The following is a 26,087-nucleotide window of genomic DNA, read 5'->3' as shown; positions in this document are numbered from 1 at the left end:
GACGGCGAAATGCCGTTGTCCCGCGGACAATGTCCGCTCAATCGGGTGGTGCGCTCTTGGAGCGATTGCCACCCGACCGGGGGGCACCAACTCCGGCACCCGCCTTGGCACCCCCGTCCTTCTTGCCACTGCTTCCCCCGTTGGCCTGGGCGACCGGTGACGGTGCCTCGAAGGCCTCCAGGGCGGACAGGACGTCCTGGACCCTGGAGATCTCGGTGTTGATGTCCTTCCGGCGGCGCACCAGCTCGTCCAGCTCGCGCCGGCCCTCGTCGGTGACCCGCTTGGCCTCGGCCCGCGCCTCGGCGAGCACGCGCTCCGCCTCGGCCTTCGCCAGCTCGATCTGCTCGTCCGCGGTCTCGTCGGCGGTGCGCAGCCGCTTCTCGGCCTCGGCCGCCGCGGACTCCAGCTTCTCCTCGGCCTCGTCCTGTGCCGACTTCAGCTTGGCCTCGGCCTTGACGATCAGGGCCTCGGCACGGTCGGTCGAGTCGGCGAGCTTGGTCTCGGCCTCCTTCAGCAGGCTCTCCGCCTTGCGGACCGCGGAGATCCGGACCTTGCTGGCCTCGGCGGACGCCTCCGAGGTCAGCTCGTTGGAGCGGTCCTCGGCGGCCGCGACCAGTGCCGCCGCCCGCTCCTCGGCCTCGGCGACGGTGGCCACCGCCTGCTCCTCGGCCTCGGTCAGCTGCTCCTGGGCGGCCGTCACCAGCGCGTCCACCCGCTCGCCGGCCGACTTCATGGCCTGCGCGTTCTCCTTGCGGGCACGCTCGTGCAGGGCCTCCACCTCGGCGTCGGTGCGCTCGCGCAGCTCCTCGGCGCGCTCGCGGATCGCGGTGGCGTCCCGGCGGGCCTCGGAGAGCAGCGCATCGGCGTCGGACCGGCCCTTCTCGATCTCGCCCTGCCCGGCCGCCTCGCCGGCGGCGACCAGCCGGTCGGCCTCCTTGCGGGCCGCAGCGACCATCGCGTCGGCCTGTTCCTCGGCGGCGGCGGTGGTCGCCAGCGCCGTGGTCTGGGCGTCCTCGCCCAGCGCCTCGGCGTCGGCGAAGGCCTTCTCCAGCACGGACTTGGCGTGCTCGCGGGTGGCCTTGTCGAACTGCTCGGCGGCCTCGCGGGTCTCGGCGTCGTAGGCGTCGGCACGGGCGCGGGTGGCCGCGTCGTACTCGTCCGCGAGGGTGCGGGTGGCGAGCGCGTACTCCTCGGCCTCGCCGCGCAGCGTGGCGGCGAACTCCTCGGCCTCGGCGACCGTGGCGGCGGCCCGCTCCTCGCCGGCGGCGACCGTCCGGGCGGCCTGCTCCTCGGCGTCGGCGCGGTGCTGCTCGGCGGCCTCCTGGGCGGCCTGCAGCTCGGCCTCGGCGTCGGCGCGCAGCCGTTCGTCGTAGGCCTGCGCCTCGGCGCGCCGGTGGGCCAGCTCGGCCTCGGCGGCCTCCCGCTCGGCGGCCAGCTCCTGCTCGGTCTGCTCGCGCAGGGCGGTCGTCTCGGCGGCGGTCCGGGCCCGCAGGTCGTCCGTCTCACGGTCGGCCTCGGCGCGCTGCTCGGCGGTCTCGCGCTCGGCCAGGGCCCGCTGCTCGGCGGTCTCGCGCTCGGCGGTCTCGCGCAGCTCGGCCACGGTGCGGTCGGTCCGCTCGCGCAGCTCCGCGCTCTCCCGCTCGGCCAGCTCGCGCAGCTCCGCGCTCTCCCGCTCGGCCGTGTCGCGCAGTTCGGCGGCGGCCTGCTCGGCCTCGCGGCGGGTCTCGGCGGCCTCCGCCTCGGCGGTGGCCCGGAGGTCGGCGATCTGCTGCGACGCGGCCTCGTGCATGCCGGCCACCGACTGGCGGACCTCGGCGGCCTCGTCCTCGCCGGCGGCGACCAGCCGGGCGGCCTCGGCCTTGCCGGCCGCGACCAGCTCCTCGCCGTCGGCGCGGGACCGGGCCAGCTCGGCCTCGGCCTCGGCGCGGACGGAGTCGGCGGTGGCGCGGGCCTGGGACAGCTCCCGGCCGGCCTCGGCGCGGACCGTCTCGGCCTGCTCGGAGGCCAGCGCGAGGTCGGCCTCGGCCCGCTCGCGCAGCGTTCCGGCGGTCTCCTCGGCCTCCGCCAGCCGCTGCTCGGCGGTGGCCCGGGCGCTCTCCAGCGCCTCCTCGGCCTCGGCGAGCCGCTGCTCGGCGGTGGCCCGGGCGCTCTCCAGCGCCTCCTCGGCCTCGGCGCGCAGCCGGGAGGTCTCGGTGGCGGTCTGCTCGGTCAGCTCGGAGGCGGTCCGCTCGGCCTCGGTGCGGACCCGGTCGGCGTACGCCTCGGCGCTCTCGCGCCGGGCCGCGGTGTCGGCCGCGGTGCGCTCGGTCAGCTCGGTGGCGGCCTGCTCGGCCTGCTCGCGTGCGGTGCGGGCGGCGGCCAGCTGCTCGGCGGTCTCCTCACGCTCACGGAGCAGTCCGGTGGAGGCCTCCTCGCGCTCGCGCCGGCTCTCCTCGCGCAGGGCCTCGGCGGCCGCTTCGGCCTCGCCCCGGAGGCGGGCCGCCTCGGTGCCGGCCTCGGTGCGCAGCCGCTCGGCGTCGGCGATCGCGGCGTCCCGGACGGCGGTGGCCTCGGCCTGGGCGTCGGTCCGCAGCACCTCCGCCGCGGCGCCCGCCTCGGCCCGCATCCGCTGGTCGAAATCGGTTGCCTCGCGGCGCAGTTCGGCGGTCTCCCGCTCGGCGGCGGCGCGGTTCTCGGCGGCCGCGGCCTTGGCGGCGGCGAGCGCGTCCTGGCCCTGCTGCTCGGCGGCGGCGACGGTCTTCTCGGCCTCGGCGCGGGCCCGCTCCAGGGTCTGCTCGGCGCGTCCCTGGGTCTCGGCGGCCTGCTCCTGGGCCTGCGCGCGCAGCCGCTCGATCTCGGCCGCCGCACCGGCGCGCAGCTCGTCCGCGTCGGTCTTGGCCTTGGTGAGCAGCTCCTCGGCGCTCTTGGCCGACTCCTCGATCTGGACGACGGCCTGGCGGCGGGCCTCGCCCCGGGTCCGGTCGGCCTCGGCGGCGGCCTGGGCGCGCAGCTCCTCCGCCTCGGCCCGCAGCCGGGCGGCCTCGTCCTGCATCTCCTGGATGCGCTCGCGGACGGCCGCGGCGTCGTCCAGGGCGGCGTTCTGGGCCTGCGCGACGGCGGCCCGCGCCTGCTCGCGCAGCCGCTCGGCCTCGGCGGCGGCCTCGGACCGGATCCGGTCGGCCTCGGCGGCGGCCTCGGACCGGGTGCTCGCGGCGTCCTGGTCGGCCCGGCCGAGCACCTCCTCGGCGGTCTTGGCGGCCTTGGCGAGGTGGACGGTGGCGTCCTTGGCGCCGGCCGCGCGGCCGGCCTCCTCCGCCTCGCTGCGCAGCCGCTCGGCGGCGGCCTCGGCCTGCGCCCGCAGCTCGGCGACGTCGCGCTCGGCCTCGGCCCGCATCCCGGCGATCGCGGCCTCGGCCTCGGCGCGCAGTTCCCCGGCCACCGACTCGGCGGTGGCGCGCAGCCGCTCGCCCTCCTCGGCGGCGGCGGCCTTGGCGGCGTCGGCCTCGGCCTGCTTGGTGGCGGCCTCGGCCTTGATGGCCTCGGCCTCCTTGGTCGCCTGGGCGACCATCCGGGCCACCTCGGCCCGGGCGGTCTGCGAGCGCTGCTCGCTGGCGGCCTCGCCGTCCGCGACCTTGCGCACGGCGGCAGCCTCGGCGTCGGCCTGCAGCTGCTCGGCGGCGGCCTCGGCCTGGGCGCGCAGCTCGGCGGCCTCCCGCCTGGTCCGCTCGGCCTCGGCGATCGCCTCGGCGCGCAGCCGCTCTATCTCGGCCTGGGCGTGGGCGAGGGCCTCCTGGGCGCGCTGCTGCTCGGCGGCGGCGGCCTCCTTGAGGCGGCCGATCTCGGCCTGCGCGGCGGCGAGCTGCTGCTCGGCGGCGGCGTGGGCGGCGGCCAGCTGCTGCTGGGCCTCACCGCGGGCGGCGGCCAGCTGTTGCTGGGCCTCGCCACGCGCGGCGTCGACGTCGGCGGCGGCCTGGGCACCGGCCTGCTGGGCCTGCTCGGAGGCGGCGCGCAGCAGCCGCTCGGCGTCGTTCTGGGCGCGCTGGAGGGCGGCCTCGGCGGCGGCCTGGGCCTCGCCACGGGCGGCGTCGACGTCGGCGGCGGTCTGCGCGCGGGCCTGGTCGGCCAGGGCGGCGGCCTCGGCACGGGCCGCGGCCATCAGCCGGTCGGCCTCGCCGCGGGCCTCCTGGAGCAGGCGCTGGGCCTCCTGCTCGTGGCCGGCCCGGGTCTGCTCGGCCCAGCTGACGTTCTCCTTGACGTGCTGCTCGGCGCTGCGCCGCAGCTCGGCGAGCTCGTCCTCCAGCTGGCGGCGGCGGGCGGCCAGCTCGGCCTCCAGCCGGGCGGTGCGCTCGGCGGCCTCCGCCATGATCCGCTGGGTCGCGGCCTGGGAGTCGCGCAGCTGGCGCTCGGCGTCGGCGCGCAACTGCTGGGCCTGCATCTCGGCGGTGCGGAGCATCTGCTCGGCCTGGCCGGAGACGGCGTCGAAGGCACGCGGCTGGGCGAGCATGCGGCGGGACTCGTGCAGCTTGGCCCGGAGCACCTCCACCTGGTAGGCGAGGTCCTCGGCATGCTCGACGGCCTTGTCCCGCTCCTTTCGAGTCCGATCCATCTCGGCCTCGAACTGGGAGAGGTGATCGTCAACCTCGTAGCGGTCGTAGCCCCGCACTCCGCGGTCCCATCCATCTCCTGGTCGCGTCCTCGACCCGGCCGTTCCCGGGCACCCGTTTGTCCGGGGCCCCGGTCCGACTGGTCCTTGCATCCGCGGCCGGTGGACGACCCCTCGCAGGGGCGTCCGCCGCGGTCGTCGGAGTCCTGGCGGGCGACGGAGCGCGGTCATGCCGCGTTCCCCCGTCCGGGTGGACTCCTGGGCGAACTCTTGCCTTGTGGAGAATGGTGACAGATCCGAACTGCGACTGTTCAGCCGTGCCCGCGTAATGGACTCCCCTGCGACGGCCCGGCCCCCGGAGGGCGGACGGGCCTGTCATCGGCCGTGCCCGACGTCCCCGTCCCCCGGAGTCTTCGCGCACCTGGGCATTGTAGTGGGAGTGTTCGGCCGGGGAATGGCCGCGTGGGAGTTTTCCGGGCATTGACCGACATTACTGACGGGTCACCGGCGGGTGCCGCCCGGGAGCGGCACCCGCCGGGCGGCTCAGTGGGCCTCGTGCGAGCCCGGTTCGGCCGAGGTGACCAGCTCGGTCAGCACGCCGCCGCAGTCCTTGGGGTGCAGGAACGTGATCCGCGAGCCCATCGAGCCGATCCGCGGCTCGTCGTAGAGCACCCGGACGCCCTTGCCCCGGATCGCGTCGGCGTCGCCGTCGACGTCGGCGGTGCCGAAGGCGATGTGGTGGACGCCCTCGCCGTTCTTCTCCAGCCACTTGGCGACGGTGGAGTCGGGCCGGGTGGGCTCCAGCAGCTGGAGGTAGGAGGCGCCGCCGTCGCCGGTGTCGTTGATCTTGAGCATGGCCTCGCGCACCCCCTGCTCCTCGTTGACCTCGCTGTGGAACACCTCGAAGCCGTAGGTGGCGCGGTAGAACTCGACGGTCTTGTCGAGGTCGCGGCAGGCGATGCCGATGTGGTCGATGCGGGTCAGCACGGTGGCCTCCGGTTCTGGGCGGGTGACGGGACGCCAACAGTGCAGCGCATGCGTCCTGGGCGCGCCAGTGGCGGAGGTGCGAGCCTGCTCACACGGCGGGCCGCGCGGCGGGGTTCACCCGGATCGCGTTGACACGGTGTTGACTGGACAGTGCCAGTGCGCTCGATCACACCGTCGGTCCGGTGACGGGCGGGTTACAGGTCAGTACATTGAGCGCATCCTCACCTGGCCACGACGTGCGAAGGGGCCCGTCCCATGACCAACACCACCTCTGTGATCGTTGCCGGTGCGCGGACCCCGATGGGTCGCCTGCTCGGCTCGCTCAAGGGCTTCTCCGGCGCCGAGCTCGGCGGCATCGCGATCAAGGGTGCCCTCGAGCGGGCCGGCGTCTCGGGCGACCAGGTCCAGTACGTGATCATGGGCCAGGTGCTGCAGGCCGGTGCCGGCCAGATCCCGGCCCGCCAGGCCGCCGTCAAGGCCGGCATCCCGATGAACGTGCCGGCGCTCAGCATCAACAAGGTCTGCCTCTCCGGCCTGGACGCCATCGCGCTCGCCGACCAGCTGATCCGTGCCGGCGAGTTCGACATCGTCGTGGCCGGCGGCCAGGAGTCGATGACCAACGCCCCGCACCTGCTGCCGAAGTCCCGCGAGGGCTTCAAGTACGGCGCGATCGAGATGCTGGACGCGATGGCGCACGACGGCCTGACCGACGCCTACGAGAACATCCCGATGGGCGAGTCCACCGAGAAGCACAACGCCCGCCTCGGCATCCCGCGCGACGTGCAGGACGAGATCGCCGCCGCCTCGCACCAGCGGGCCGCCAAGGCGCAGCAGAACGGCCTCTTCGAGGCCGAGATCGTCCCCGTCGAGATTCCGCAGCGCAAGGGCGAGCCGGTCGTCTTCAGCCAGGACGAGGGCATCCGCGCGGACACCACCGTCGAGGGCCTGGGCAGGCTGCGTCCGGCCTTCGCCAAGGACGGCACGATCACCGCCGGCACCTCCTCGCAGATCTCCGACGGCGCCGCCGCCGTGGTCGTGATGAGCAAGGCCAAGGCCGAGGAGCTGGGCCTGATCTGGATCGCCGAGATCGGCGCCCACGGCAACGTGGCCGGCCCGGACAACTCGCTGCAGTCGCAGCCGTCCAACGCGATCAAGCACGCGCTGGCGAAGGAGGGTCTGGAGGTCGGCGACCTCGACCTGATCGAGATCAACGAGGCCTTCGCGGCCGTCGCCCACCAGTCGATGAAGGACCTCGGCGTCTCCGCGGACATCGTCAACGTCAACGGCGGCGCGATCGCGCTCGGCCACCCGATCGGCATGTCCGGCGCCCGCGTGGTGCTGCACCTGGCCCTGGAGCTGCAGCGCCGCGGCGGCGGCGTCGGCGCGGCCGCGCTCTGCGGCGGCGGCGGCCAGGGCGACGCGCTGATCGTCCGGGTTCCGAAGGCCTGACGGGCCGACCCACCTCTCGGGGCTGCGGACCGCCACAAGCGGTCCGCAGCCCTTCGGCGCTAGGAGCTGCTGATGATGGATGTCGCGACGCTGGTCGAGCAGGCCCGACAGGGCCGTCCGCGCGCCGTGGCCCGGCTGATCTCGCTGGTCGAGAACGCCGCCCCCGAACTGCGCGAGGTGATGGCGGCGCTCGCGCCGTACACCGGCCGCGCCTACACCGTCGGCCTGACCGGTTCGCCGGGCGTGGGCAAGTCGACCTCCACCTCCGCCCTGGTCTCCGCGTACCGGCGGCTCGGCAAGCGGGTCGGCGTGCTGGCCGTCGACCCCTCCTCGCCGTTCTCCGGCGGCGCGTTGCTCGGCGACCGGGTCCGGATGCAGGACCACGCCACCGACCCCGAGGTCTTCATCCGCTCGATGGCCACCCGCGGCCACCTCGGCGGCCTCTCCTGGGCGGCCCCGCAGGCCCTGCGGGTGCTGGACGGGGCGGGCTGCGACGTGATCCTGGTCGAGACCGTCGGCGTGGGCCAGTCCGAGGTGGAGATCGCCGCCCAGGCGGACACCACCGTGGTGCTGCTGGCCCCCGGCATGGGGGACGGGATCCAGGCGGCCAAGGCCGGGATCCTGGAGATCGGCGACGTCTTCGTGGTGAACAAGGCAGACCGGGACGGTGCCGACGCCACCGCCCGGGAGCTGAACCACATGCTCGGCCTCGGCGAGGCCCGTGACGCGGGCGACTGGCGCCCGCCGATCGTGAAGACCGTCGCCGCCCGCGGCGAGGGCGTGGACGAGGTGGTCGAGGCGCTGGAGAAGCACCGCGCCTGGCTGGAGGAGCACGGTGAGCTGGCCGCGCGCCGGCGCCGCCGGGCCGCCGACGAGGTCGAGGCGATCGCCCTGGCCGTGCTGCGGGCCCGGATCGGCGACCTGCACGGCGACCGTCACCTGGCCACGCTGGCCGAGCGCGTGGTGGGCGGCGAGCTGGACCCGTACCGCGCGGCCGACGAGCTGGTCGCCGGGCTGACCCGGGGCTGACCCCGACGCGAACGAACGCCGGAGGGCGGGCTCCCGTCACGGGAGCCCGCCCTCCGGCGTTCGTCGGGGTGCTCGCTCAGGCACGCCCGCGCAGCCCGCGCAGGTGCTCGGCGACCGGGGCCAGCGCCTCGTACATCGCGTCGAGCTGCTCGGGCGTGAACCGGTCGATGAAGTGCGCGCGGACGCTGCGCACGTGGTCGGGCGCGACCCGCTGCATGGTCGCCCAGCCGTGCTCGGTCAGGTGGGCGTAGAGACCGCGCCGGTCGCCCGGGCACTCCTGCCGCAGCACCAGTCCGGCCGACTCCATCCGGGTGATCTGGTGCGAGAGCCGGCTCTTGGACTGCAGGGTCGCGGTGGCCAGGTCGGTCATCCGCATCCGCCGGTCGGGGGCCTCGGAGAGCACGACCAGGATCTCGTAGTCGTTGATCGCCAGGTTGTGCGGCTGGAGCTCGCGGCCGAGCTGGTAGTCCAGCAGCTTGGCGACCTCCAGATGGGCGCGCCACATCCGCTGCTCCCTGGCGGTCAGCCAGGGAGTCTCCTCCTCGGGTTCCGAGGGGGAGACGTCCGCGGCGTCGGCGATGTGCGTATCCATGCGGCCAGCATACCGCATTAGTTCAATCTTGTACGAGTTTACAGGCCGAAGCGGCGCCCCAGATCGCCCAGGTTGCCGAGCCCGGGGACGTTGACGTTGGGCAGCTGGCCGCCGTGGCCGGAGGCGTGCTGGGAGGGCACCCCGCCCATCGGCACGCCCGCCTCGGCGTGCACCTGGCCGACCGCGCGCTCGGCCATCAGCACCTCGGTGGACTGCAGCAGCACCTGGCCGGCGCCGATGAACTCGAACTGGTGCTCCTCGCCGGAGGCGCCGCCCAGCCCGGTGAGCCGGCGGATGCCGCCGATCACCCCGTGCATGTAGTCGTGGTCGTAGTGGTGGCACGGCGCCGGACAGTCCGCCCAGCCGACCAGAGCCTGCGGGTCCACCCGGACCGGCGGCTCGACGAAGTGCACCGGGCCGTTGGATGCGGCGACGAACTTGCCGGTGCCGATCAGCGTGAGGAAGCCCGGGATGATCGACTGCTTGAGCCTCAGCGTCGGCTCGAAGGCCAGCAGGTTGCCCGAGCGGACGGTGAGGTTGCCGTCCTCCAGGTCGTAGGAGTTGAGGTCGAAGGCGCGGTCGGCGAGCAGCAGCTTGCCCCGGCCCTCGGCGACCACCCAGTCCGCCGCGTGCATCGGCGAGTTGAAGTGCATGCCGAGCACCCGGTCGATCGCGCCGGCGCCCACGCCCTTGAAGGAGATGTCGCCGTAGTAGGCGATCATCTTGCCCTTCTGCAGGAAGTACGAGCCGTTCAGGTCGACCGAGAAGGCGTACGGGTTGACGTTGTCGTTGGCCGGCAGGCTGTGCGCGTCGTGCACCACCGGGCCGGAGCCGTCCTGCGCCTTGGGCAGCGGTGCCTGGGCGCCGCCGTACTGCTCCTGGGCGTACTGCTGCGGTGGCTGGGCCGGGTAGCCCTGCGGCGGCTGGGCCGGGTACCCCTGGCCGGGCGGCGGGCCGTAGCCGGGCGGCGGCGGGGCGGCCGGGAAGCCCGGCTGGGTGGGCTGGTTGTACGGGGAGGGCTGGCCGTACGGCGACTGGCCGTACGGGTCGTGCGGCTGCCCGTACGGGGGCTGCGGCGGGTAGGACATCAGAGCTTCTCCTCGCTCGCCTGCACGAACACCGTGCCGTTGCCGGACAGCTCCAGCTGGAACGCCTCGCCGGAGCCGCGGCCGATCATGTCGCGCCAACCCAGCGCGGTGGACAGCTTGTTCTGGACCTGGCCGCGGTGGGCGACGTAGGCCTGGGGGTCGACGTGCACCGGCTGGTGCGGGGTGATCGGCAGCTCGAAGACGCCGCCGTGCGCCATCACCGCGACCGCGCCGTGGCCCTCCAGCTTGGTGGTGAACAGGCCCTGGCCGGTCACCTGGCCGCGGACCATGCCCATCACGCCGCCCTGCGAGCCCATGAACATGGTGGACTGCTGCAGCGATCCCTCGAAGGCCAGCAGCCGGTCCGCCTCGACGTACAGGGTGTCGCCGTTCAGGTCGATCACGTGGACGTGGTGGCCGCCGTGGCCGAACATCACGCTGCCCTGGCCCTCGACCGTCATCAGCGGGGTGTCCTCGTTGGCCACCCGGCGGCCGATCATCGACATGACACCGCCCTGTCCGCCGGTGATGTTCGGGGTGAACCGCACCTCGCCGGTGTACGCGAGCATCGCGCCGCGCTGGCTGAACAGCCGCTGCCCCGGGACGACCCGGGCCTCGATCATCTTGCTGTTGATCCTGGTGAACGGCATCAGACGTCGCCCCCGATGGTCAGCTTCTCGGACGGCTGCACGTACACCAGACCCTCGCCGGTGAACTCCACCTGGACGGCCTCGCCGCCGCCCTCGCCGATGAAGGTGGTCCAGCCGGCGCCCGACTTCAGACTGCGGCTCAGGTTGCCCGTGTGCGCGACGTACGCCCCCGGGTCGACCCGCAGCGGCATGCCCTGGGAGACCCGCAGGATGACGGCGGGCCCCTTGGAGGTGACGGCGGCCCAGCCGTGGCCCTCGACCTTGGTGGTGAAGAGGCCGTTGCCGGAGGAGATGCCGTTGAGCCCGGTGAAGGTGGTGCCGGTCTTCAGCGTGCCCTCGGTGCAGAGCAGGTTGTCCGACTCGACGTAGAGCGTCTCGCCGTTCAGCCTGACCAGGTTGATCTCGGTCGCCCGGTCGGCGAAGTAGCAGGTGCCCTGCCCCTTCACCTCCATGACGACCATCTGCTCGCCGGTCAGGCGCCGGGTCACCATGCCGCGCAGGCCGTCGCCGCCGCCGGTGAGCTTCTTGAAGCTCATCTGGCCGGTGTAAGCGACCATCGAGCCGTTTCTGGCTTTGACGCCGTCGCCCGTCATGTCGACGGCGAGCGTCTTGGACCCTTGGAGTCGAAACTGTGCCACGGCCGAAATGTAGCGGGCCCCGGCCCGGCCCGGGGAGGGGGCGTCGGCGTTCTGGTACCGGTCTGCGACAAATGGGGCGGTCCGGCCGGGGCGGGCGGCGGGCCCGGGGCGGACCCCGGCCGCAGGCCCGGACGGGTGCTCGGTGATAATGGCGGGGATGCTTGTGCGCCGGTTCACAAGCGATCTCCGACCCCCATACGAGGTACCCATCGTGAACAGCAGCGCCGTCCACCGCCTGCGCCTGGTCTCCGGCCCCGAGGGCCTCTCCTTCCTCCTGCTCCTGCTCTGCTCGGTGCTCAAGCGCACCACCAGCTTCGACGCGGTGCCGGTGATGGGCATGGTCCACGGGATCCTGTTCATCCTGTACGTGGTCTTCTGGATCATGGCGTGGCAGGCGCAGAAGTGGGACGCCAGGCGCGGCATCCTGCTGTTCGTCCTCTCGGTGCTGCCCACCGGCGGCTTCTTCGCCGAGCGCACCCTGAAGAAGGAGGAGCGCGGCGGGCTCGCGCCGGCGCGCGAGCCCGCGGCCGCCTGACCCTCCCTCCGGCGAGCAGACAGGCTGCCGGGGCCCTCTCCCAGTGGCCCCGGCAGCCTGCTGCCGTTTCGGAGACGGTCCGGGTGCCCGTCGCCGGGCCCCGGACCCGTCGCCGGACTACTTGACGCTCACCGCGCTCCAGGCCGCGGCGACCGCCTTGTACTCGGTGCTGCCGGTGCCGCCGTACAGGTCCGACGCCGCCTTCAGGGTCGCCGTGCGGGCGGCCTTGTAGTTGGTGGTCGAGGTGAAGTAGGTGGTCAGCGCCCGGTACCAGATCGCGGCGGCCTTGGTCCGGCCGATGCCCTTGACGGTGGAGCCGTTGGAGGTCGGGCTGTTGTAGGCGACGCCGTTGATGGTCTTGGCGCCGCTGCCCTCGGCCAGCAGGTAGAAGAAGTGGTTGGCCACGCCCGAGGAGTAGTGGACGTCGATGTTGCCGACCCCGGAGTACCAGGCGTCCTTGGACTTGCCGTCCTTGGAGGGCTTGTCCATGTAGCGCAGCGGCTTGCCGTTGCCGAAGATGTTGATCTTCTCGCCGATCAGGTAGTCCGGCACGTCGCCCGGCAGGTTGGCGTACCACTCGACCATCGTGCCGAAGATGTCCGAGGTGGCCTCGTTGAGGCCGCCGGACTCGCCGGAGTAGACCAGCCCGGCGGTGGCGGACGTGACGCCGTGGGTCATCTCGTGGCCGGCCACGTCGATCGCGGTCAGCGGGTTGGCGTTGCCGGAGCCGTCGCCGTACGTCATGCAGAAGCACGAGTCGTTCCAGAACGCGTTCACGTAGGCGTTGCCGTAGTGCACGCGGCTGCTCGCGCCGACGCCGTTGTTCTTGATGCCGTTGCGGCCGAAGGTGTTCTTGTAGTAGTCCCAGGTGGCCGCCGCCCCGAACTGGGCGTCCACGGCGGCGGACTGGGTGTTGGAGGCCAGGCCGTTGCCCCAGACGTTGTCCGCGTCGGTGTACAGGGCGTTGCCGCTGGCCGCGTTGCCGGTCCACTGGTTGCCGCGGGAGGCGTCCTTGAGCTGGTAGGTCGAGCCGCTCTGGGTGGTGGTCAGCTTGACGGAGCCGACGTGGACGCCCTTGCCGCTGCCGGTCGCGGTCTGGAACTCCTCGTGGCTGGAGAGCAGGGCCCCGGTGGCGGCGTCGGTGACCAGCCGCTGGCTGCTCGGGGTGCCGTCGGCCCGCTGCCCGTGGACCACGGTCTGGTAGGCGAGCCGCGGGTCGCCGTCGGCGGCCCAGACGACCAGCTGCGCCGCGCCGGTGCCGTCGACCCGGCTGATCGCCGCCTCGTCCTCGTCGGCGGCGATGCCGACGGTCGCCCGGACCGCGCCGAGCGCCTGCGCGGAGGCCTTGTCGGCCGACAGTGCCGGGGTGAGGCTCGCCAGCGCGAGCCGGCCCTCGTAGGCCCGGTCCACCGAGGTGATCGTGCCGTTGGCCTTCTGGTGCACCACCAGGTCCCCGCCGAGCACCGGCAGGCCGCCCAGGGTCCGCTCGTAGCGCAGGTGCCGGTCTCCGTTGCCGTCCAGCACCACGTCCTTGACCACCAGCTTCTCCTGGCCGCCGAGCGCGAGCGCCCGCGCCACCGGGGCGGCCTCGCCGCCGGCCAGGGCGATCAGCGCCTCGCGCTGCTGGACGGGGGCCGGGGCGGCGGCCTGGGCGGGGGCGGCGGCGACCTGGATGGCGCCGGCCAGCAGGGCGGTGGCGGAGAGTACGGCTCCGGCTGTCAGCTTTCGCTTCACGTGCGGGGTTCCTTCCGGGAAACCGCGTGTGCGCGGTCGCGCCGCATACCGGGGCGCCGGGGTTGGCGCCGTGGGGCGGTAGGGCGCTGACGTGCTGCTCCCGTGCGGTCCTTGACGGGCCGTCGGAGGGTGGGGGCGACGGCCGTCGAACGGGGCTTGGTCAGAAGCATGACAACTTCGGTGCGGGAAAGGACAGGGCGATGGCCGGGATTGGCCAGGTCTCGCCAGTCGCCGGTGCCCGTGGTGCGGGTGGGGCGGATGTCCGGATCGGGCGATCTGCCCGCTGGCGGGATCCCGCCAGCGGGCGGGCTTGCCGGGGGCGGCGGCGCTTGCTAACCGTCCCGGCCGCCCGTCCGAGCCGCCCGTCCGAGCCGCCCGCCCGGTTCGCGTCGCCCGGCCGCGGGAACGCAGGAGCGCCCGGGGCCTCCCCTCCCAGTGAGGACCCCGGGCGCCCCTCCGGCGCTGGCGTCAGTTGACGTTGACGCCGCTCCAGGCGGCCGCCACCGCGTTGTACTCGGCGCTGCCCGCGCCGTACAGGTCGGCCGCCGCGCTCAGGGTGCCGGTGCGGGCGCCCTTGTAGTTGGTGGTGGAGGTCCAGTACACGGTCAGGGCGCGGTACCAGATGGCCGCGGCCTTGGTCCGGCCGATGCCCGTGACGGTGGAGCCGTTGGAGGTCGGGCTGTTGTAGGCGACGCCGTTGATGGTCTTGGCGCCGCTGCCCTCGGCCAGCAGGTAGAAGAAGTGGTTGGCCACGCCGGACGAGTAGTGGACGTCCAGGTTGCCCACGCCGGAGGACCAGTAGTCGGCGGAGCCGCCGTCCTTCGAGGGCTTGTCCATGTAGCGCAGCGGCGTGCCGTCACCGTTGATGTCGATCAGCTCGCCGATCAGGTAGTCCGGGGTGTCGGACGCCAGGTTGGCGGAGAACTCGACCATGCTGCCGAAGATGTCCGAGGTGGCCTCGTTCAGGCCGCCGGACTCGCCCGAGTAGTTGAGGCCCGCGGTGGCCGAGGTGACGCCGTGGGTCATCTCGTGGCCGGCCACGTCGAGCTCGGTCAGCGGGTGGGTGTTGCCGCTGCCGTCCCCGTAGGTCATGCAGAAGCAGGAGTCGTTCCAGAACGCGTTCACGTAGTTCCGGCCGTAGTGCACGCGGCTGGCGGCGCCGACGCCGTTGTTCTTGATGCCGAGGCGGCCGAAGGAGTTCTTGTAGTAGTCCCAGGTGGCCGCCGCCCCGAACTGCGCGTCCACCGCGGCCGACTGGCCGCTGGAGACGGTGCCGGTGCCCCAGACGTTGTCGGCGTCGGTGTACAGGGTGCCCGAGCCGTTGGTGCGGTTCTTGAGGTCGCTGGTGGACTGGCCGCCGCGGGTGGCGTCCTTGAGCTGGTAGGTCGAGCTGCTCAGGGTGGTCGTCAGCGGGACGGTGCCGACGAAGACGCCCTTGCCGGTGCCGGTCGCGGTCTGCACCTGCTCGTGGGTGGAGAGCACCTCGCCGGTTGCGGCGTCGGTGACCAGCAGCTGGCTCGACGGGGTGCCGTCGGCGCGCAGGCCCTCGACGGTCGTCCGGTACGCCAGGCGCGGGTTGCCGTCGGCGGCCCAGACCACCAGCTGGGCGGCGCCGGCCTGGTGGACCTCCTTCAGCGGGGACTCGTCCTTGTCGGCGGCGATGCCGACGGTCGCCTGGACCGCACCGGAGGCCTGGGCGGACGCCTGGTCGGCCGGGATCTTCGGGGTCAGGCTCGGCAGGGCGATCTGCGCGGTGACGGCCTTGTCCACGGACTTCACTGCGCCGTCGGCGGCCTGGTGCACGACCAGGTCGCCGCCGAGGACGGGCAGACCGGCGAAGGTGCGCTCGAAGCGGAGGTGGCGGGTCCCGTTGGCGTCCACCACGGCGTCCTTGGCGACCAGCTTCTCCTGGCCGCCCAGTGCCAGTGCCTTGGCCAGCGGGTCGGCCTGCCCCTTCGCCACCGAGAGGACGGCCTCGCGCTGCTGCGCGGCCTGGGCCTCGGCCGACGGGGTCGGGGCGGCCTGGGCGGCGGTGCTCACCTGGATGACGCCGGTGAGGAGGGCGGTGGCGGAGAGTACGGCGCCGGCTGCGAGCTTTCGCTTCACGTACAGGGTCCTTCCGGGAAACCGCGTGTGCGCGGTCGCACCGCGTTCCGGGGTGCCGGGGTTGGCACCTGAGGGGCGGAACGGGCGCTGACGTGCTGCTCCGTGCAGTCGAGCGGCGGGCCGCCATGAGTGGGGTGACGGCCTGCCGGACGGGGCTGGCCGAAAGCATGACAATCCAACAAGTGAAATGACAGGTCTGGTTCACCGATTGGCCAGGTCTCGCCAGTCCGGCGGATTGTGAACAGGGCGACAAAATCGGTCAAAACGCCCCGCCTTTCAGCGGGTTACCGCCCGAACCGACGCCTGGTCGCGGGCCGGACGCCCGTCCCGGCGTCAACCGCCCGCCTGTCGTGGACTGTTGCCGCCCGTTCACATCCGTGCAACGTGCTGGTACGGACCAGCGCGCCCCGCTGGCGGGATCCCGCCACGCCTCGCGCTTGTCCACCATCAGGACGCCTGGTAACACCCGTCCCGCCCGCCGGTACGGTAAGGAGGTGCCCAAGCCCCTCGCACTCGACTTCGACCCGATCGCCCGCGCCGACGAGCTCTGGACCCGCCGCTGGGGCTCCGTGCCCTCGATGGCGGCGATCACCTCGATCATGCGCGCCCACCAGATCCTGCTCTCGCGGGTGGACGCGGTGCTCAAGCCGTACGGGCTGACCTTCGCCCGCTACGAGGCGCTGGTGCTGCTCACCTTCAGCCGGACCGGCGAGCTCTCGCTGTCCAAGATCGGCGAGCGGCTCATGGTCCACCCGACCAGCGTCACCAACACCGTCGACCGCCTGGAGCGGGCCGGCCTGGTCGCCCGCCGCCCCAACCCGCTGGACGGCCGCGGTGTGCTCGCCGCGATCACCGCGCGCGGCCGCGAGGCGGTGGAGGACGCCACCCGGGAGCTGATGGCGATGGAGTTCGGCCTGGAGGAGTACGGCGCCGACCAGTGTCGGCAGGTCTTCGAGCTGCTCAAGCCGCTGCGGGTGGCCGCCGGCGACTTCACCGAGGAGGGCGGCGCCCCGGCCGAGTAGGGACCGGCCCGGGGCCGCCGTGATCCACGGGACAGGCCCGAGGCCGCTGCGCGGCGCACCCGTAAGCGGCGGCTACCCTCGTTCGGAGCGGTGCGCGGATCGGGGCGTACCGGCCGATCCTGCCGAGCGAGGCGATGTGAGTATGAAGGCGACCCCCCTGCTGGGCTGGTACCGGGCCCTGGCCGTGGCGACCGGTGTGGCGCTGCTGGTGTTCTGCGGCTTCATGGTGGCGAAGTACGGCTTCGACACCGCCGAGGACCTGACCACGTACGTGGCGATGCTGCACGGCTACCTCTACATCGGGTACTTCGTGGTGACCTTCCTGCTCGGCCAGAAGCTCAAGTGGCCGCTCGGCCGGATGGTCTTCACCCTGGCCGCCGGCTGCATCCCGTTCGCCTCCTTCTTCGCCGAGCGCCGGGTGGCCGCGGAGGCCGCCGCCAAGCTGCCGGCCGGCGGGGCCGCCCGGCAGGCCGCCGGCGTCTGAGCCGTAGCGCCTGAGAGGGCGCCCCTCCCCTGCCCGGGGGAGGGGCGCCCTCTCGCGTGTCCGCGGCCCGTCCGGACGTCCGGGGCCGTGTTGCCGTCGACAAGTACTAGGACGTCCGAGTAAATTAGTAGGACGTCCTAATAGCTGTGCCGCCCGATGCCGTGGCGGCCGTACGGAGCGGAGTTCTTGGCCATGGACGCCGAGGAGATCGAGCGCGGGCGGCAGCGCTGGCAGCAGCGGTACGACAGCGCCCGCAAGCGGGACGCGGACTTCACCACCCTCTCCGGCGACGAGGTCGAGCCGGTCTACGGGCCGGCCCCCGGGCAGGCCGTGCCGGGCTTCGAGCGGATCGGCTGGCCGGGTGAGTACCCCTTCACCCGGGGCCTGCACCCGACGGGCTACCGCGGGCGGACGTGGACCATCCGCCAGTTCGCCGGCTTCGGCAACGCGCAGCAGACCAACGAGCGCTACCGGATGATCCTGGAGGCGGGCGGCGGCGGCCTCTCGGTGGCCTTCGACATGCCCACCCTGATGGGTTACGACTCCGACGACGCGAAGTCGCTCGGCGAGGTCGGCCACTGCGGTGTGGCGATCGACTCGGCCGCCGACATGGAGGTGCTGTTCCAGGGCATCCCGCTCGGCGACGTCACCACCTCGATGACGATCAGCGGACCCGCCGTCCCGATCTTCTGCATGTACCTGGTCGCCGCCGAGCGCCAGGGCGTCGACCCGGCGGTGCTCAACGGCACCCTGCAGACGGACATCTTCAAGGAGTACATCGCCCAGAAGGAGTGGCTCTTCGCCCCCGAGCCGCACCTGCGCCTGATCGGCGACCTGATGGCGTACTGCGCCGAGGGCATCCCGGCGTACAAGCCGCTCTCGGTCTCCGGCTACCACATCCGCGAGGCCGGGGCGACGGCCGCGCAGGAGCTGGCGTACACGCTGGCGGACGGTTTCGCCTACGTCGAGCTGGGCCTCTCCCGCGGCCTGGACGTGGACGTCTTCGCGCCCGGCCTCTCGTTCTTCTTCGACGCCCACCTCGACTTCTTCGAGGAGATCGCCAAGTTCCGCGCCGCCCGCCGGATCTGGGCCCGCTGGATGCGCGACCGCTTCGGCGCCACGACGGACAAGGCGCAGTGGCTGCGCTTCCACACCCAGACCGCCGGCGTCTCGCTGACCGCACAGCAGCCGTACAACAACGTGGTCCGCACCGCCGTCGAGGCGCTCTCGGCGGTGCTCGGCGGCACCAACTCGCTGCACACCAACGCCCTGGACGAGACCCTGGCGCTCCCGTCCGAGCAGGCCGCCGAGATCGCCCTGCGCACCCAGCAGGTGCTGATGGAGGAGACCGGCATCACCAACGTGGCCGACCCGCTGGGCGGCTCCTGGTACGTCGAGGCGCTCACCGACCGGATCGAGGAGCAGGCCGAGGCGATCTTCCAGCGGATCCTGGACAAGGGCCGCGAGGACCACGAGATCGGCCCGATCACCTCCGGCATCCTGCGCGGGATCGAGGAGGGCTGGTTCACCGGGGAGATCGCCGAGGCGGCCTTCCAGTACCAGCAGGGGGTGGAGAAGGGCGAGAAGCGCGTCGTCGGCGTCAACTGCCACCCGCGCAGCGTCACCCCCGAGCTGGAGATCCTGCGGGTCAGCCACGAGGTCGAGCGCGAGCAGGTGCGCGTGCTGCGCGAGCGCAAGGCCGGCCGGGACGAGGCGGCGGTGCGCGCCGGGCTGGACGCCATGCTGGCGGCGGCGCGCTCCGGCGAGTCGATGATCCCGCCGATGCTGGACGCCGTCCGGGCGGAGGCGACCCTCGGCGAGATCTGCAACGCCCTGCGCGAGGAGTGGGGGATCTACCGGGAGCCCGCCGCCTTCTGACGGCTTCCCGGCCCCGCGTGCCGAAGCCGCCCCCGTACGGAATGCGCGGGGGCGGCTTCGGCGTGCCCGGACGCCGGACCGCGTGGGTCAGGGCACCAGGCTGGGGAACGGCCCGAGCAGCAGATCGGTGAACCGCCTGGTCCACTCGGCGGTGATCGGCTCACCGCTCACCAGCACCCGGTGCTCCACCGTCCCGGCGATGGTGTCGAAGATGATGTCCACCTCCTCGCAGGCCGCCGTCTCGTCGCAGTCCGGAGCCAGCTCACCGCGCACCTGCGCGGCCGCCCGGCCCTGCCGGACGAGGCGCTTCTGCGGGTCGACGATCGCCTCCCGGATCCGTCGCCGCAGCTGCGGGTCGCGGGTGCCCTCGGCGAACAGGGCGAGCAGCGCCGCCTGGGTCTCCGGCCGGGCCAGCAGGGCGGCGAACTGGGACACCACCGCCTCGATGTCGGCCCGCAGGCTGCCGAGGTCGGGCATCACCAGCTCGTCGAAGAGGCTCGCGACGGCGTCCACCACCAGCTCGTTCTTGGACGGCCAGCGGCGGTACAGGGTGGTCTTGGCGACCTTGGCCCGGGTGGCCACGTGGCCCATGGTCAGGCCGCCCCAGCCCAGCTCGGCCAGGGCCTCGCGGGTGGCGTCCAGGATGGCGCGGTCGGCGGCGGCGCTGCGCGGCCTGCCCTTGGCCCTGGCTGTGGTGCCGTCCGGGCTCTCCGGGGCTGCCGGGAGGCCGTCCCGGACGGTCGGCCGGTCCGGGGTCACGGGGGGCTGGGGGGCCGGCACCGCGCCTCCTTGCGATTTACTGGTAAGTAACATGGATGGGACCGGTAACGGTAGCGACTGCCCGCACTCCAGGTCAGCCCGGCCGCCCGGGAAAGTGGGGCAGCTCACGTCCCGGGAACGGTGGATGGGGTTGCGGCGGGGGCCCTCGATCCAGTTACGCTACGAGTCGTAGCGAAAGCAGTGACGACCAGGCGCCGCAGCCCCGTGGGACGGGGGCGGCGCGGGTGCGGGTGGGGATCCGCACCGAACGGTTCAGGTTTCAGGGGGTGGGCGTCAGCCCGGGAGGCCGGTGCCGCGCAGCCCGCGCGGGGCGGTTTTCCCAGGTTGGTGCCCGGGAGCGGCGCGGACGGGGGAGGATGGTGCCATGCAGCCACGGAATTCGCGTCCCAACAGTGCCGCCCTGCGCGGTGCGGTCGATCTCGCCGCAGTGAAGGCGGCCGGCGAGGCCGCCCAGAAGGCCGAGCAGGCCCGGGCCGAGCGGGCCCGCCAGGCGGCCGCCGCCGAGGCGGCCGGGGTGGCACCCGACCGGCCCGCGTACGAGCTCGTCATCGACGTCACCGAGGACACCTTCGAGTCCGAGGTCGTCCAGCGCTCCACCGAAGTGCCGGTGGTCATCGACTTCTGGGCCGAGTGGTGCGGCCCGTGCAAGCAGCTCAGCCCGATCCTGGAGCGGCTGGCCGACGAGTACGCCGGCCGGATCGTGCTCGCCAAGATCGACGTCGAGGCCAACCAGCTGCTCGCCCAGCAGTTCGGCATCCAGGGCATCCCGGCCGTGATGGCCGTGGTGGCCGGTCAGCTGGTCCCGCTGTTCCAGGGGGCCGAGAGCGAGGCCAACGTCCGCAAGGTGCTGGACCAGCTGATCCTGGTCGCCGAGCAGCGGTTCGGCGTGGTCGGCGGTTCCGGTGAGCCCGGTGCGGCCGGCGAGGCCGCGCCCGCGGTCCCGGAGGACCCGGCGCTGGCGGCCGCGCACGAGGCGCTGGACCGGGGTGACCTGGGCGGTGCGGTTCAGGCGTACCGGAACGTGCTGGCCGACCAGCCGGGCAACACCGAGGCCAGGCTCGGCCTGGCCCAGGCGGAGCTGCTCCACCGGGTCGAGGCGCTCGACCCGCAGGCGGTCCGGGCGGCGGCCGCGGCCGACCCCAAGGACGTCGAGGCGCAGCTGCGGGCGGCCGACCTGGACCTGGTCGGCGGGCACGTCGAGGACGCCTTCGGCCGGCTGGTGGACACCGTCGGCAAGACCTTCGGCGAGGACCGGGACACCGCCCGGCTCCGGCTGCTGGAGCTGTTCGAGGTGATCGGCCCCGAGGATCCGCGGGTGACGGCGGCGCGCACGGCGCTGGCCCGCGTGCTGTTCTGAGTCCGCTGCGCCGGGCCCGGCCGGACACCGCCTACGGCGCGTTCTGGCACCGGGGGTGACCTGCGGTGTCGCTGGTGATTTGGCGACAATCCGGTCATCGCGTGAGAGGTTTACCAAATCTTGACAACACCCGTGGGTGGTCACTTCCGGTGACCACCCACGGGTGTTTCGCAGGTGTTTCCGGCGGATTTCGTCGTCACGTTTCCTTCATTTCGTCACGCTGGGTGAGTGGTCGGCCGATTCCATGATCGCCGACGTGTGATGTTGGATTACCCGTCAGTAATGAACCCCTTGTGCTTCGCCCGGGATTCAAGCAGCATCGGCGACGCCCGGTCCCAGACTCCATACCCCGGCAGCCGGTCGGCGGACGGAGTGAGGGATCCCCACCGGGCGAGCCGTCGGTCACGGCCGACGGCAGGGAGGGCAGGGGGGTATCCGCGGTCCCACGGCGGTTCCTGTCCTTCGACCGGCCGCGCGGCCCGCGCGGTCGCTGGTTGTCGCTCGGGGGTGATCGCCGATGTCGTCGGTCCTGCCCGCCACCCCGCAGGGGTGGTCGGTGAAGGGACGGGAGTGCCGCTGTGTGCCGGCCGCTCCCGCGTCCGACGACGCCCACGGCGCTCTCCGCTACCGAGGACGTAGCTCTCTCCCATCCCAGGCCCCCATCGGTGCGGGACGCACCGCCGGGCGCCGGAGATGTACGTCCTAGAAGGAGGACTCGCATGTCCCAGACCTACGGCAAGACCCGCTGGAAGCGCTTCGCCCTCGTGATGGTGCCGGGCATCGCCGCCACCGCCGCGGTCGGCGTCGCGATGGCGAACAACGCGCTGGCGGCGTCGTTCAGCGTCTCCGGCCAGAGCTTCAAGGTCACCACGCAGGAGCTGCACGGCAAGAACTTCGCGCAGTTCGGCTCCATCGACGCCGAGGCCAACGGCACTCCGCACCCGGTCGCCGTCTCGGCCTTCGACTCGGCCACCATCAAGGGCCTCTGCCAGTCGGTGGTGACCGACCCGAACATCATCCCCGGCCTGCCGTGGAAGCTGCCCAAGATCACCCTGCGTCTGGAGGCCGGCTACTCCGACGACGTGGCGAAGCAGGTCTCCGCCAAGAACCTGCTGATCGACCTGGACCAGCTGAACGCGGACGCCGTGTTCACCAACATCAACATCGGCCAGGACGCCGCGACCCTCCAGGGCACCGCGACCGCGAAGTGGACGGGCGCGCTGCCGGGCAGCACCAAGCCCACCGGCAAGGTCGGCTTCGCCCAGGCGGCCGAGGCGGCCGACCTGTACAACGTGCAGCAGACCGCCTGGGCCACCTCGGCGGGCACCTTCACGCTGAACGGCCTGAAGCTCAACCTGCACACCGACGGCGGGCACGAGTGCTACTAGGCCGCTGACCGGCGGCGGGTCCTGCGACCCGTGGCCGAGCACGGCACCCGGGGGGCCGGGGACGGTGTGTGCGCCGTCCCCGGGCCTCCCCCTCCCGTTCCTCCCCTCGTTCACACCATCGAGGAGCTGCACCGTGTCCAGCGCCCTTGCCGAGCTGCGGCCCGCCGACCACGAGAACCCCGTCCAGTGGGTGCGCCGGGTGTTCCGTAACTTCCGCCGGTCCCGGCCGTTCTACGGCGGTTTGCTGGCCATGTTCGCCGGCGTCCCGATCATGTACTTCCCCTACGCCAAGCTCTCGCTGAACGGCATGACGGTGGCCATGGCCACCACGGCCGGCGCCGGTTCACTGATCATCGGCATCCTGCTGATCGTGCTCGGGCTGACCGCCTGGTTCCAGTCCGCCGTGCGGATCTTCGCCGGTGTCGCCACCATGCTGCTCACCCTGGTGTCTATCCCGGTCTCCAACCTCTCCGGCTTCGGCATGTCGCTGCTGCCGGGCCTGATCGGCGGCGGGCTGATGGTCGCCTGGGCGCCGAACCCCGTTGCGAGCGAGCCGGCCGTCGACACCGCCACCGCCGCGGCCGTCGCCGCCGACCCCGTCGCGGAGGCCGCCCCGGAGAAGGCCGCCCCGGAGAAGGCGGTCCCGCCGGCCGCCGAGGCCGCCACCGCGCCGCTGCCGGCCGTGCCCGGTCAGGGCGAGCGACCGGCCCTCGACAAGGCCCCGACCGCCGAGGGCACCCTCCCGCGGCAGCAGGGCGGCGACGCCGAGGAGGCACGGTGACCGCCCCGGAGGAGCAGCAGGGCAGGCCCGCCGGGCCGGAGCAGCGCTCCGGCCGGCACGCCGCACGCCGGACGCCGGTCCGGGTCAGGCTGCGGGGGCGGGCGCTGGCCATGGCCGCGGTGCCGACCGCGCTGCTGATGGCCGCCACCTACACGCCGAACGCGGCCGTCGCCGAGCCCGCCGCCGGGAAGCCCTGCGCCAGCGCGCCGGACACCCCGGTGCAGCCGCCCACGGTCGCCGAGACGCCCGTTCCGAAGAGCGAACTGCCCCCGCCGCTGCCCGGTCCGTCCGTGCCGCTCCCGGCGGACCCGACCACCGCACCGGCCGCGCCCTCGAAGGCGCCCGCGCCGACGGAGGCCTCCACGACTCCGGCGGCCCCGACGGCTCCGACGTCCGGGCCGAGCAGTCAGGCCCCGGCGCCCGCGTCGAGCCCGGCTTCGGCCCCGGTCCGGTCCGCGACCGCCGGGGGCTCCGGCGGGGTGGTCCAGGCCGGGCTGATCGACGACGTCGTCGGCGGCATCACCAACCTGCTGAACCCGAGCGCCTCGCCCAGCCCGTCGGCCTCCACCGGCAGCGCGGCGCCGGCGCCGGCCGCACCGTCCGCCGCCCCGGCGCCCGCCGGCGGCAACCGCGCGGTGGCGGCCCCGGCCCCGGGCACCCAGGCGCCCGCGCCGTCCTCCGTCGCAGGCCCGGCCCCCGCGGCCACGCCGTCCGGCGCCGCGTCGGGCGCGCCCAGCCCGGCGGCGTCCACCTCGGCGGGCAGCGGCAAGACCGCCGCGAAGCCGTCCGCCGGTACCAAGGCCACCGGCTCGGCGGCGCCGTCGTCCGGGGCCCGGACGCCGTCCGCCTCCGCCTCCGCCTCGCCGAGCGCGAACCCGAACTGTCTCGTCCCGCTGAAGGGCCTCTCGGCCGGGGACACTCCGGACAACCCGATCCTCGTCCCGGACCAGAACTGGACCCTGCAGACCAGCCGGCTGACGCTGAACCACGCCGTGCTGATGGGCGTGGTCAAGGTCCAGACGCCCACCGGCACCAAACGGGTGCTGAAGTTCGTGGTCGACAGCGTGGACATCGAGAACCTCGACATGTCGACACTGGAGGGCAACGGCAAGACCTTCCACGTCAAGGGCGCGCCGGGCTCGGTCTCCACCATGCGCAAGGGCCCGGTCACCATGTACGTGGAGCGGATGTCGGGCCACCTCTCCAAGGTGCTCGGCCTGCCGGTCCCGATCGACCTGGGCGAGCTCACCCTCACCCCGGACGGCCCGCTGCCGCAGTGGCTGTACGACCTGATCGGCAAGCTGGAGATCCCGCTCTGGCTGGAGATGACCGGGGTCACGGCGGTCCAGGCCGGCCAGTTCGGCGGCACGCTGAAGATCCCCGGCATGCGGCTCTACAACGACGACACGCCGTACGTCGGCAACCTCTAGGGCCGGGCGCGGGTCTCCGGGGCCGCCCGCACCGGCTCCGACAACGCCCGTGGGGCGGCCCCCTCCACAGTGGAGGGGGCCGCCCCACGGGCGTTCCCGGGCGACTACTCGCCGCGGGTGCCCAGGTGGTGGACCTGGACCATGTTGGTGTTGCCGGGGACGCCGGGCGGCGAGCCGGCGGTGACGATGACGGTGTCGCCCTCGCCCAGCTCGCCCATGCGCAGCAGCTCGCGGTCGACCTGCGCGACCATCTCGTCGGTCGACCCCACCTGCTCGGTCACGTACGCCTGCACGCCCCAGCTCAGCGACAGCTGGTTGCGGGTGGCGGTGTCCGGGGTGAACGCGATGACCGGGATCGGCGACCGGTAGCGGGAGAGCCGGCGCGCGGTGTCACCGGACTTGGTGAACGCGACCAGCGCCGTGCCGTTGAGGAAGTCGCCCAGCTCGCAGGCGGCGCGGGCGATCGAGCCGCCCTGGGTGCGCGGCTTGCGGCCCGGGTTCAGCGGCTGCAGGCCCTGGGCGAGCAGCTCCTCCTCGGCCTTCTCGCAGATCCGGCTCATGGTGCGGACCGTCTCGACCGGGTACTTGCCGACGCTGGACTCGGCGGAGAGCATCACCGCGTCGGCGCCGTCCAGGATGGCGTTGGCGACGTCGGAGACCTCGGCGCGGGTCGGGCGCGAGGCGTGGATCATCGACTCCATCATCTGGGTGGCGACGATGACCGGCTTGGCGTTCCGGCGGGCCAGGGTGATCAGCTGCTTCTGGACCAGCGGCACCCGCTCCAGCGGGTACTCGACCGCAAGGTCGCCACGGGCCACCATGATGGCGTCGAAGGCGAGGACGATCTCCTCCATGGCCTCGACGGCCTGCGGCTTCTCGATCTTGGCGATGACCGGCACGCGGATGCCGACCTCGTCCATGACCTCGTGGACGTCCTTGATGTCGGCCGCGTTCCGGACGAAGGAGAGGGCGATCATGTCGACGCCCAGCTCCAGGGCGAAGCGCAGGTCGTCCTTGTCCTTCTCGGACAGGGCGGGCACGTTCACGGCCGCGCCGGGCAGGTTGATGCCCTTGTTGTTCGAGAGCACGCCGCCCTCGACCACCACGGTCTTCACCCGCGGGCCGTCGACGCTGACGACCTCCAGGGCGATGACGCCGTCGTTGATCAGGATCGGGTCGCCGGGCTTCACGTCGCCGGGCAGGCCCTTGTAGGTGGTGCCGCAGATGTGCTGGTCGCCGGGGACGTCCTCGGTGGTGATGATGAACTCGTCGCCGTTGTCGACGGTCACCGGGCCGTTGGCGAAGGTCGCCAGACGGATCTTGGGACCCTGGAGGTCGGCAAGGACGCCGATGGCCTTGCCGGTGTCCTCCGAGACCTGGCGGACCTTGCGGTACCGCTCCTCGTGGTCCGCGTGGGTGCCGTGGCTCATGTTCAGTCGGGCGACGTTCATGCCCGCCTCGACGATGGCCTTCAGCTGTTCGTAGGAGTCCGTGGCCGGACCCAGGGTGCAGACAATTTTCGCTCGGCGCATATCGGTCAGTCTATCCGTTCGTGTTATAGGTGCATTCGGCGCGAA

The 26,087-nt window shown here is 73.1% G+C and carries 20 protein-coding genes; 10 read left to right on the top strand and 10 right to left on the bottom strand.

The window, feature by feature from the left end:
* Positions 1-37: 37 nt before the first annotated feature.
* Positions 38-4,642, bottom strand: coding sequence for a hypothetical protein (locus ACF9IK_RS12785; RefSeq protein ID WP_395294339.1), 4,605 nt, complete (start codon positions 4,640-4,642; stop codon positions 38-40).
* A gap of 483 nt (positions 4,643-5,125) precedes the next feature.
* Entirely contained in the window at positions 5,126-5,569 is a 444-nt protein-coding gene (gene mce / locus ACF9IK_RS12780; protein WP_395294338.1) for a methylmalonyl-CoA epimerase, read from the bottom strand.
* A 255-nt stretch (positions 5,570-5,824) separates the two neighbouring features.
* On the opposite strand from mce, the gene ACF9IK_RS12775 reads away from it, so the two are divergent.
* Positions 5,825-7,018, top strand: a complete 1,194-nt coding sequence (locus tag ACF9IK_RS12775) for an acetyl-CoA C-acetyltransferase (RefSeq protein WP_395294337.1) — start codon at positions 5,825-5,827, stop codon at positions 7,016-7,018.
* Between the two features lie 72 nt (positions 7,019-7,090).
* Positions 7,091-8,047, top strand: a complete 957-nt coding sequence (meaB, locus tag ACF9IK_RS12770) for a methylmalonyl Co-A mutase-associated GTPase MeaB (protein ID WP_395294336.1) — start codon at positions 7,091-7,093, stop codon at positions 8,045-8,047.
* Between the two features lie 76 nt (positions 8,048-8,123).
* On the opposite strand, the gene ACF9IK_RS12765 is transcribed toward meaB, so the two are convergent.
* From ACF9IK_RS12765 to ACF9IK_RS12750, 4 genes are all read right to left on the bottom strand, one after another.
* A complete protein-coding gene (locus tag ACF9IK_RS12765; protein WP_395294335.1) occupies positions 8,124-8,639 on the bottom strand; it encodes a MarR family winged helix-turn-helix transcriptional regulator in 516 nt (171 codons plus the stop codon).
* 38 nt (positions 8,640-8,677) lie between these two features.
* Complete coding sequence (locus ACF9IK_RS12760) at positions 8,678-9,490, bottom strand: AIM24 family protein (protein WP_395298554.1); 813 nt, start codon at positions 9,488-9,490, stop codon at positions 8,678-8,680.
* 236 nt (positions 9,491-9,726) lie between these two features.
* Positions 9,727-10,377 carry an AIM24 family protein gene (locus tag ACF9IK_RS12755; RefSeq protein ID WP_395294334.1) on the bottom strand — a complete coding sequence of 217 codons (651 nt, stop codon included), beginning with the start codon at positions 10,375-10,377 and terminating at the stop codon, positions 9,727-9,729.
* Positions 10,377-11,015: an AIM24 family protein gene (locus ACF9IK_RS12750; RefSeq protein ID WP_238865191.1), complete on the bottom strand. Its 639-nt coding sequence runs from the start codon at positions 11,013-11,015 to the stop codon at positions 10,377-10,379. The genes ACF9IK_RS12755 and ACF9IK_RS12750 overlap by 1 nt, the downstream gene beginning before the upstream one ends.
* 157 nt (positions 11,016-11,172) lie before the next feature.
* On the opposite strand from ACF9IK_RS12750, the gene ACF9IK_RS12745 reads away from it, so the two are divergent.
* Positions 11,173-11,550, top strand: a complete 378-nt coding sequence (locus ACF9IK_RS12745; RefSeq protein WP_395294333.1) for a DUF3817 domain-containing protein — start codon at positions 11,173-11,175, stop codon at positions 11,548-11,550.
* A gap of 117 nt (positions 11,551-11,667) precedes the next feature.
* Here the strand turns inward: ACF9IK_RS12745 and ACF9IK_RS12740 are convergent, their stop codons facing one another.
* Together ACF9IK_RS12740 and ACF9IK_RS12735 are read right to left on the bottom strand one after the other, a co-directional pair.
* Positions 11,668-13,284: a M4 family metallopeptidase gene (locus ACF9IK_RS12740; RefSeq protein WP_395294332.1), complete on the bottom strand. Its 1,617-nt coding sequence runs from the start codon at positions 13,282-13,284 to the stop codon at positions 11,668-11,670.
* A gap of 468 nt (positions 13,285-13,752) precedes the next feature.
* Positions 13,753-15,390, bottom strand: coding sequence for a M4 family metallopeptidase (locus ACF9IK_RS12735; RefSeq protein WP_395294331.1), 1,638 nt, complete (start codon positions 15,388-15,390; stop codon positions 13,753-13,755).
* Between the two features lie 494 nt (positions 15,391-15,884).
* Between ACF9IK_RS12735 and ACF9IK_RS12730 the strand changes: the two genes are divergently transcribed.
* From ACF9IK_RS12730 to ACF9IK_RS12720, 3 genes are all read left to right on the top strand, one after another.
* Entirely contained in the window at positions 15,885-16,412 is a 528-nt protein-coding gene (locus ACF9IK_RS12730) for a MarR family winged helix-turn-helix transcriptional regulator (RefSeq protein ID WP_395294330.1), read from the top strand.
* A gap of 142 nt (positions 16,413-16,554) precedes the next feature.
* Entirely contained in the window at positions 16,555-16,896 is a 342-nt protein-coding gene (locus ACF9IK_RS12725) for a DUF3817 domain-containing protein (RefSeq protein ID WP_395294329.1), read from the top strand.
* Between the two features lie 192 nt (positions 16,897-17,088).
* On the top strand, positions 17,089-18,774 hold the full coding sequence (locus ACF9IK_RS12720; RefSeq protein WP_395294328.1) for an acyl-CoA mutase large subunit family protein: 1,686 nt from the start codon (positions 17,089-17,091) through the stop codon (positions 18,772-18,774).
* Between the two features lie 87 nt (positions 18,775-18,861).
* On the opposite strand, the gene ACF9IK_RS12715 is transcribed toward ACF9IK_RS12720, so the two are convergent.
* Positions 18,862-19,554 (bottom strand): TetR/AcrR family transcriptional regulator, encoded by a 693-nt coding sequence (locus tag ACF9IK_RS12715; RefSeq protein WP_395294327.1) that lies wholly within the window; start codon positions 19,552-19,554, stop codon positions 18,862-18,864.
* Positions 19,555-19,918: 364 nt separating this feature from the next.
* On the opposite strand from ACF9IK_RS12715, the gene ACF9IK_RS12710 reads away from it, so the two are divergent.
* From ACF9IK_RS12710 to ACF9IK_RS12695, 4 genes are all read left to right on the top strand, one after another.
* The gene (locus ACF9IK_RS12710) at positions 19,919-20,911 is read left to right on the top strand and encodes a tetratricopeptide repeat protein (protein ID WP_395294326.1); all 993 of its coding nucleotides are present in this window, start codon (positions 19,919-19,921) and stop codon (positions 20,909-20,911) included.
* A 719-nt stretch (positions 20,912-21,630) separates the two neighbouring features.
* Complete coding sequence (locus ACF9IK_RS12705; RefSeq protein ID WP_395294325.1) at positions 21,631-22,299, top strand: DUF6230 family protein; 669 nt, start codon at positions 21,631-21,633, stop codon at positions 22,297-22,299.
* A gap of 133 nt (positions 22,300-22,432) precedes the next feature.
* Positions 22,433-23,080 carry a DUF6114 domain-containing protein gene (locus ACF9IK_RS12700; protein ID WP_395294324.1) on the top strand — a complete coding sequence of 216 codons (648 nt, stop codon included), beginning with the start codon at positions 22,433-22,435 and terminating at the stop codon, positions 23,078-23,080.
* On the top strand, positions 23,077-24,510 hold the full coding sequence (locus tag ACF9IK_RS12695; RefSeq protein WP_395294323.1) for a hypothetical protein: 1,434 nt from the start codon (positions 23,077-23,079) through the stop codon (positions 24,508-24,510). Before ACF9IK_RS12700 ends, ACF9IK_RS12695 begins: the two co-directional genes overlap by 4 nt.
* Before the next feature lie 104 nt (positions 24,511-24,614).
* Here ACF9IK_RS12695 and pyk read toward each other — a convergent pair whose 3' ends face one another.
* Complete coding sequence (gene pyk / locus ACF9IK_RS12690) at positions 24,615-26,042, bottom strand: pyruvate kinase (protein ID WP_395294322.1); 1,428 nt, start codon at positions 26,040-26,042, stop codon at positions 24,615-24,617.
* Positions 26,043-26,087: the final 45 nt, after the last annotated feature.

This window comes from Kitasatospora hibisci, from assembly GCF_043950205.1.
In the GTDB taxonomy this organism is placed as follows: Bacteria; Actinomycetota; Actinomycetes; order Streptomycetales; family Streptomycetaceae; genus Kitasatospora; species Kitasatospora hibisci.
The sequence above is the reverse complement of the archived record's forward strand: the minus strand, read 5'-3'. Positions and strand labels throughout refer to the sequence as shown.